Genomic DNA, 8,616 nt, shown 5'->3' with positions numbered 1-8,616 from the left:
GTGTGGAAGTCATTCACGGTAGAGAAGATGAGGAAAGTCATCGTATGAGAAATCGGAAAAGCATATTTTCAGCCGAAGTGTAAAAAGGAAATGAGCAAAAAGTGTAAAATTCGACTTGACGTCTACATTAGTAAGGGTCGCTTATTTATATGATGAATACAACTATACCGATCTATATCTTGCAGCGGAAAAAAAAGCAAAAGAATCCGGGCAAAATATTTGGAGTATCCCTGGGTATGTAAATAAAAGTAATGGTTTTGACATGGATATTGTATCAGAAGATATGAAGGAAAGCATTGTAGAAAAAGTAGGAGAACTCATGAATATATTTAAATAGAAAAGAGGGCGTGATATGAGAGAACTCAAGATAAATCTGATGAATCTAGATGAGTCAAATAATCAGGAGATTATAATTGAGATAAAAGGAAAGTCCAAAAGTGAAATTGAATTGACTTTGCAAGCCATTGAAGTTCTAATTCATTCTGTTGAGGATACTTGTAGGGAAGATCCAGAATGTTACAAAGAAGCTACTACAAGAATAAAATTTGCTTTAAAAAGTACAGATGAATGGGTGAGTTAAAAGAATATATAGGGAAATATTGATACAGCTAGAAATTTATAGTGAAATTTTTCTGTAAGTATTTTTTTCTATTAATTTTTTTGCAGTCTCTTGAAGACTAGCGGGAACGCTTAAAAGTTACGGCCTTTGTGGTCGATGGAACATTACTTTATTTGTAATGTCTTTCTATCGCCCAAAGGTCGTTTTTTTGTGCAAATTTTCAAGACAAAAAACGAAAGGGTGAGGTATTGCATTATTAAGTATACAATTCCTGTTCTGCTTTAGACATGATACATATAAATATTCCTTTACCATTTACATGACAATTTATATCGACATGAAAAGGTATTTTCTACTAAAATCAGTCCTCCGGGTATGTTTCCTTTTCATAATCAACAACGGAGAAGCTAGCAAGCCATTCAGCTTATGTTTGAGCAAAAGGTTATATTTAATAATCGTAAAGGCAAATGTTCTCAGTATCAAAAAATAAAAGTGGCCGAAGACTTCTTAATAAAAGGGAAGTCCAAAGATAGAAAAGTGGCATAACAAGTACTTTCTTGAAAGCGAAGACTTTGTTACAGATGCACCCTGTACTTTAATATTTCATTCATAGAGGCCCACAGAGTAAAGGGTATTTGAGAAGAACTGGGGCAAGAAATTCAACGTACAGTTTCCCCTGAATGGACAGAGAACCATGCTTCATAAACATCTAGGTAATTTTTCTAAAAACATAGTATTTGAGACTAAGTAGGCAGTTTGACTATTTCAAAAGTTTATTAAATAGCGGCCGATGCATAATGTGCGGATTACCATTAAAATCAACTAGACCTTAATATAATTTAGAACGGGTTTATCTTTCTTGTCCCTTCAGAAAAATAGTGTAACAAATAAATACTATCTCCTATGCTTTCTTTGTAAAGTATTCTTTTAGCCCCTCCCCAAGTAGGTTGAATGTAAAAATAGTGAAAGACATAAATAATGCTGTCCATAAAGGAATCCAGATTGCTGTTTTTATGAATAACAATGAGTCACTCAAAAGGATTGGCCAGTTATTAGAATTGTTAAACCAAACCCAACTCCCAGTTTCATTTTGTTTAATGACATGTGTAATAAATATGTCTGCGAATCCGAGTTGTGCCAATAATAACATGTTTCTACCTATGTCAAATGTGAAGTGTACAATAATTTGCTTTCTAACTGGAAACAAAAAGTATTTTAAAAATAGTTTAATTGGCCGTGTGCCTATGACAATACCAGATGTAACGTATTCCTTCTTTCTCACCTGAGCAAAGAGTTCCTTTTTGATTAAAGCAGCATTCCCAACCTCGATAAAAGCAATTAATATGATCATTAATAAGAGCCGAGAGCTAGAGTATAATACAAAGGGAATAAAGGAAATTAGTAAGACTACAATAAATGTGGGTACGTATGTAAATAACCTATTCCAGAGTATTAGAATGTTATATATATACTTATCCCTAGAAGCCAAGAAACCTAGCGGAATTGAAATTAAATAACGAATAATAGAAATAAATAAAATAAAGCCCAGCGTTTCTTTTGCCCCCAGAATTAAGACACTAAGAAGATCCCTCCCCTCCTTATCTGTCCCAATTATAAATTTATCAGAGGGTGGTAGAGGAGGAACTAAAAGATTATTATTACTATCTTTTATAAAATGTTTCTTATCTAGATTATCTTGTACAAAGGGCAAATACGGACCTATGAATGATAAAAATAATAATACTATAAGGAAGGCGATACCTATAAGGAGTATTGGGTTTAACTTATTCATCAAGATTCTCCTTTATCTTTTAAAAGTCCTATCTAATTTAAATGATTTAAACATAAGTAAATTGAGTTTTAATGACCTACTATTTATTAAGTGATTTATTAATTGAATAAAACAGGAACTAATAGTCATAGTTATTAAGAAGAAAAAAAGATATCCTATCGTTAATTTCATATTATTATCTTTTAAAGCAATCATAAGTTGATAACCAGCACCGTTATATGCTGACAGCAACTCTATAATTGGGAGACTTGACAGAATGATAATAAATACTTTTTGGAAATTAGAGGTAATTATAAACAAGCAATTCATGAGTATGTGTCGATGAACTATCCAGAGTCTTCTTGTACCTTTCGCTGCAGCTGTTCTTACATAGTGGTTATCTTCTTCATCTTTTATGCATGTATAGACAATCTTTGATAAATAGAAAATTGGATATATACTAAGTGCTATCATTGGTAAAATTACGTTATACCAATTTTCATGTCCGTACAAATCTATCTTTATTAACCCAGAATTAGTAATAGAAAAAATCAAATATTGCAAGACAATTAAAATAAAAAAGTCTGGTATAGATATAAAAAATATATTTAAAATTCTATTACCTATTGTTAAAAATCTTTTTTCGAAGTAATAATTTATTAAACCTTTTAGCATACCAATTATTAAGCAAATAATGAAAGTTGGAATAATTATTTTAAGGCTCCTTAAAGAGTATCTTTTTACATGATCAAGCACTAGTATACCCGTGTTTGGATCTCCCCCTAATGTTCGTTCAAATATTAATTGATATATTGTACTTTTGATATTGTTAAAATAAACTTTCCAATTGAATGACCACTCCATTTTATAATCAACAATATATACCTCGAGTCCTGTAGGAGTTAGTACTAGAACTATTAAAAGTATTGCAACAGAAGAAAAAATTACTATATTTCTTATTAAGTTCTGAAGTAACTTCATTAACTTCCCCCTATTTTTAAATAATATAGCTCCTACAAATATACTCTTCCAAATATATTACAATAACTCCCGTAATTCAATAAATATACCAAAAATACTGAAAATTGGTAATAATCCGTTGACATTATATCTTCATTGTTTTACCATTTAATCACAGATGAAATTCACACCTAGAATAATAACCTATTAGGGAGGAATTAATATGACTAAGGAAATGTTTACTCTTGATTTAAATGTAACTGTTCTAGAGCCAGAGAAGGTTCAAGATCCCCAAGCAGTTTAAGGAACTTTAGGATGCACAACATTAGGTTGTCCAGAAACTGGTGTGTGCTCTACTAATTATTGTAATGTATCTTGGAACCCACCTTGCCCTACTACATAAGTTACTTTTAAAAAATTTAAAAAATGACCCCGGAGCAATACCGGGGCCATTTACTAGCCGCATAGGCGCTTTTTAAACTGTCCGTAAATCGGGGCATAGTTCAATATGAACTATACCCCAGAAAGGGGCACTTTTTTATCAGTGTCCACTATCTGGGGTATAGTTCATATTTATTATAAAGGGCTGTTTAAATCATTAAGAATAATGATTTGAATTTTATAACTAATAAATAGAATAAGTATTATTTACATATTAAGAAGTCAATACAATAAATAAAAAGCAGGTATTTTAATATGAATAAATTAAACTTCTCTAGTTCATTTAGTGTAGGTAATTTCTTTATGCTTAGAAGTCCTCTCTTTCCATTACAATCTTTCATCGAATTAAATAAAAAATTAAATAGCTTGCATGATAATGAACTATTATTTATTGATGATCTTATCATTGAATTAAAGAATAATAGAATTTTTATGGAATCAATACTTATTTCAAGTAAAAATTTATATAAAGCTCTTATAAATTTTAATAGTGAGACAAACAAAAAGAAAAAAAAACAAATATTCTCCAGTGTTATCAAATATATAAATAGGATTTCTACTCGTTCAACTCCTTTTGGAATAAATGCTGGTTTCGTTATGGGTGAATTCTCAGATTCATCATCTTTAAATATTGGGGAGATTGAGAGCCATAGTACGAGAATTAGACCTGATATGGAATGGTTATTAGGAGTTGTTAAAATTCTAGATGAAAACATTTTATATTTAAAAAATATAAATGTTCAAACAAATAATATGATTTATAAAAAATATAATAAAGTTCATTTACCTTATGTAACTTCATATGGGCAGAAAAAAGAAGGGAAATACTCACTTGAAGGTAATACAATCTCCCAAAACCCTTTGATCCTTTTTATTCTTGAAGAATTAAAGGTAAGAATGAGTCTTGAGACAATAGCACATAAAGTAAGAGATGAGTTTGAAGGGGCGGAACTAGAAAACATATATGGACTGTTAGTAGAACTTATAAAAGCTGAATATATACTAACCGAACTCAGACCTCAATTAACAGCGGCTCATCCCTTAGATAACTTAATTAAAGTCTTAAGTGGATGTAATCCGCCTACTAGCTCAGTCCCGGGTCAAATATACAAAACGTTGGTTGATTTGGAACTACTTATGAGAAAGTATGATAAATTATCAATTGGTCAAGGCATAGAGTTATTAGAAGAGATTGAAATTTTGATGAAATCGTTATTAGATCATGGTAACGATTATTATCAAATTGATTTAAGGATAAATGAAAAAGCTCCAATGAAATTAAATGAACAATTAAAAGAGGATATCTTAATAGCTGCAGATATTCTTGAAAGGTTACATACAAGTAATAATTCGTTTTCTCATTTGGAATTATATAGAGAAGAATTCATAGATTTGTACGGAGAAAAGAGTGAGGTTCCTTTACTAGAATTATTAGACGAAGATATAGGATTAGGTGCTCCATTAACATATGAATATCCGGTTAGTAAGAAAAGATCTAGGTTTCCAGCTGCTAATAAAAATAAAGTAAATCCAATACTAATAGACTTGTTTAATAAAGCTGTTTTTAGCAATGAATTTGAGATTAATTTAACTGATAAAGATATAATGAAGTTCAATGAAGATTTTCAGCCGAAAAAGCCACTGTCATTAGAGTTAACATTTTCAATTATGGCGAATTCAGAATCCCATGTTGATAGTGGAGATTACAAGTTAATTATGTTTGGTGGGGGACATTTAGGCTCGAATGGTGCTGGTAATTCAATTGGCCGTTTTTACGACATGTTACCTCAGAAATATAAAAAAGATATAAAAAAACTTGGACAAATAGTTGAATCCAGGATAGATGAAAAAGAGGTACTAATTAGTGAAATTGTTTACAATCCGAGAAAAGGGAAATCTACAAACTTAGTTATTACTCCTAATATACACAATTATGAAATATCATTAGGCACTATTGGCTCAAAGGAATCTAAAAACATTCCACTAGATGATATCTTAGTTGGTTGTACTGATGAGGGGTTTTATCTTCGTTCTAAAAAACATAATAAGAGAATTAAAGCTTTAAAATTAAATGTACTCAACCCCAGTTTTGCTTCACATAATATTTATCGTTTTTTATATGAAGTTGGAATGGAGAATGAAATAATAGAGAGAGACATTAACTGGGGCCCATATAACTACATGCTCTATACACCTAGAGTTACTTATAAAAATATAGTAATACTACAGGCAAAATGGAGGATTAACAATGCAGTTTTAGACTTAGATAATAAAAATAACAACTTCAAAATATGGAAAACGGGGTTCTTGAAATGGAAAGAAAAATTAAGTTTGCCGCGATTTGTATACCTAGCGGAAACAGATAATAGGCTGCTCCTTGATTTAGAGGAGGATTTATCTTTACTAATTTTACATAGAAGACTTAGGCAGATAACCACAGATAAGTTGACTTTAGTGGAATATGGAAGTGAACAATTGAAATCACCTATTTCTAATAAAAACAGTATCTTCCAAGGTGAGTTCATTGTTTCACTAATTAGAAATGAAAAGATTAATAAATTTAATAACGTTTTATTAAAAGATTTAAAAAATTATCCCGTGCGTAGAGTTTACTTACCAGGTTCTGAATGGTTATATCTTAAAATTTACATAGGAAATACAGTACAAGATGAATTTTTAGTAAATTATTTATTTCCTTTAATTAGTGAATTGAATAATGAAAATTTATTTGAAAGATATTTCTTTATACGTTATTTGGACCCAGAGCCTCATATAAGATTAAGGTTTAAGGGTAAACCCAATGTGCTAATCAGCGATTTATTAAAAGTTATTAGTTTGCAATTTGAGAGGTTGCAAGAAAGAGGAATAATAAATCAAGTTGTTATAGACACCTATAAACCAGAATTAGAGAGGTATGGTGGAATAGAATACCAAGAACTATTCGAGAGTTGGTTTAACATGGATAGTCACACTATTCTTTTATTAAGAAGTAAAAGTATGAATACTTTACTGCTTGAGGACTTTGCCATTCTAAGTATTTTGGATATTTTGGAGAAATCAAAAATATCGTTAAACAAACAATTAGAGTATTTTGACAGTGTTGTTTCATACAAAGAGTATAGGAAAGAATTCCGAGAAGAAAAACGACCTTTATTAGAGTACATTCATAATAAAAAGGAACACAGTAATAGTCAATATTTCACTCAAGTCTATAAAATATCCAACGAGATTTTTAATTTTAGAAAGGTTGTTTTAATGGATTATTTAGATTCATTAACTAATAGTAGTTGCCTGCACAATGGTTACTTTAATATTATTAACTCTCTAATTCATATGCATTTAAATAGATTATTTGGAACCGATCGTCGGAAAGAATTAAAATTACTAACAATGGTAAGACATTCAATAGGTTATAGAATAGGAGTACTTAGAAATATGAATATGAAAGAGGAGGTAAATAGATGAATTATGAATAATACATTAGAAAAAATAAAGTTTTTGGAAGCTGCAACTGATGATTTTGCAAATTCTTATAATAGTATAGATAAAATCCGTTCAGTTTATCAAAATAATAACGAGTATTGGAATGAAACCTCCTTAGATTCTGGATTACCAGCTTTTATCCTCTTTTATTCTGAATTGAATAGAATTAATTCAACAGAGAAATATGACGAGTTAATATATAGGTATATGACCGAGTTAACTAAGCACCTGAATAAAGGGATAACATCCATGTCTATTTGGAATGGAATTACATCGGCTGCTATACCATTATTAAGTCAAAAAAATAAACTAGTTTATGCCCATTTTATTGACCAAATAAATGAGTTTATTATAAATAATGTTGATAACAGTCTTCAAACTTTATTTTCAAATATTCATAATAAAAATGTAAGAATGCAAGATTATGATGTTATTAGTGGTATTTCAGGTATAATGAGATATTTGCTTGAGTTTAAAGATAATCCCAAAGTTGATAAAGTAATTAAAAGAATACTTAGATATTTTATCGAATTATCAACTATTAAAAAGGAAAATGGCATTGAAATACCCAATTGGTATATTAGTATAGAAAATCAATTTTTGGATAGTGATAGGGCCTTATTTAAGAGAGGGAGTTTTAATCTTGGTTTATCTCATGGAATAGCAGGTCCAATGGCTGCAATGGCCTTGGCGGTCAAATATGGGTATTTTTCCTCTGAAATTAATCAAGCTATATCTAGAATTATAAATTGGTACTCTGAGTGGAAGGTTGATTTAACGAATGGAGGAATTACATGGCCTAGAAGAATTTCATTCGAAGAATCAGGTGAGAAGAGTTTGTCGAAAACGAATAAAGTTAAAAGATATGAGTCTTGGTGCTATGGTGAACCCGGAATAGGAAGAGCTTTATGGTTAGGAGCTGCTTCTATAAATGATCTGAAAACCAAGAAAATTATTGAAGAAATGTTTAAAAACTATCCAAATAAAACACATGATATATCTCTTAATAACCTTGCTATATGTCATGGTTTTACAGGGTTGTTACTAATTCTTGACAGAATGTATAAGGATACTGCACTCAGAAATATAGGCATAGCTAGAAAAAATTTAATTGAATACTTAATAAAATGTATAGAAGAAGATAAATTTACCAACGAAAGAGAGGATCTTCCAAAACTGTTAACAGGGAAAATGGGTGTTTTGTTAGTAGTAATAACACTATTAAGAAATGAAAATATCTATTGGGATTTTTCATTATTGATTAATTAGATTAATGAGGCTGGGACAAAACCCACCTCTGAAATGAAAAAGCCGGTGACATTTTACGACGAGTAAAATGTCACCGGCTTTGATTGTTTTTGAAAAAAATAAGGACCACTTCTGATACAATTAAGTTACCACA

At 30.2% G+C, this 8,616-nt stretch carries 6 protein-coding genes and 1 pseudogene; 5 read left to right on the top strand and 2 right to left on the bottom strand.

What is annotated here, in order from left to right; translation table 11 throughout:
* The 3 genes and pseudogenes from M3205_RS24605 to M3205_RS24595 all read left to right on the top strand — a co-directional run.
* Positions 1 to 83 (top strand): annotated as a pseudogene (locus M3205_RS24605) (ATP-binding protein); the annotation flags it as partial.
* A gap of 32 nt (positions 84 to 115) precedes the next feature.
* Positions 116 to 337 carry a hypothetical protein gene (locus M3205_RS24600; RefSeq protein ID WP_251172281.1) on the top strand — a complete coding sequence of 74 codons (222 nt, stop codon included), beginning with the start codon at positions 116 to 118 and terminating at the stop codon, positions 335 to 337.
* Positions 338 to 352: 15 nt separating this feature from the next.
* Entirely contained in the window at positions 353 to 580 is a 228-nt protein-coding gene (locus tag M3205_RS24595; RefSeq protein ID WP_251172280.1) for a hypothetical protein, read from the top strand.
* 880 nt (positions 581 to 1,460) lie between these two features.
* Here M3205_RS24595 and M3205_RS24590 read toward each other — a convergent pair.
* Together M3205_RS24590 and M3205_RS24585 are read right to left on the bottom strand one after the other, a co-directional pair.
* On the bottom strand, positions 1,461 to 2,351 hold the full coding sequence (locus M3205_RS24590; protein WP_251172279.1) for an ABC transporter permease: 891 nt from the start codon (positions 2,349 to 2,351) through the stop codon (positions 1,461 to 1,463).
* 12 nt (positions 2,352 to 2,363) lie between these two features.
* On the bottom strand, positions 2,364 to 3,311 hold the full coding sequence (locus M3205_RS24585) for an ABC transporter permease subunit (RefSeq protein WP_251172278.1): 948 nt from the start codon (positions 3,309 to 3,311) through the stop codon (positions 2,364 to 2,366).
* Positions 3,312 to 3,986: 675 nt separating this feature from the next.
* Here M3205_RS24585 and M3205_RS24580 point away from each other — a divergent pair.
* Both M3205_RS24580 and M3205_RS24575 read left to right on the top strand, forming a co-directional pair.
* Positions 3,987 to 7,196, top strand: coding sequence for a lantibiotic dehydratase (locus M3205_RS24580; RefSeq protein WP_251172277.1), 3,210 nt, complete (start codon positions 3,987 to 3,989; stop codon positions 7,194 to 7,196).
* Positions 7,197 to 7,199: 3 nt separating this feature from the next.
* Positions 7,200 to 8,483, top strand: a complete 1,284-nt coding sequence (locus M3205_RS24575; protein ID WP_251172276.1) for a lanthionine synthetase C family protein — start codon at positions 7,200 to 7,202, stop codon at positions 8,481 to 8,483.
* Positions 8,484 to 8,616 lie beyond the last annotated feature (133 nt).

It is taken from the genome of Cytobacillus firmus (assembly GCF_023715565.1).
GTDB lineage: Bacteria > Bacillota > Bacilli > Bacillales > Cytobacillaceae > Cytobacillus > Cytobacillus firmus_C.
Note: the sequence above shows the minus strand (reverse complement) of the source record. Positions and strands in the feature narration are given on the sequence as shown.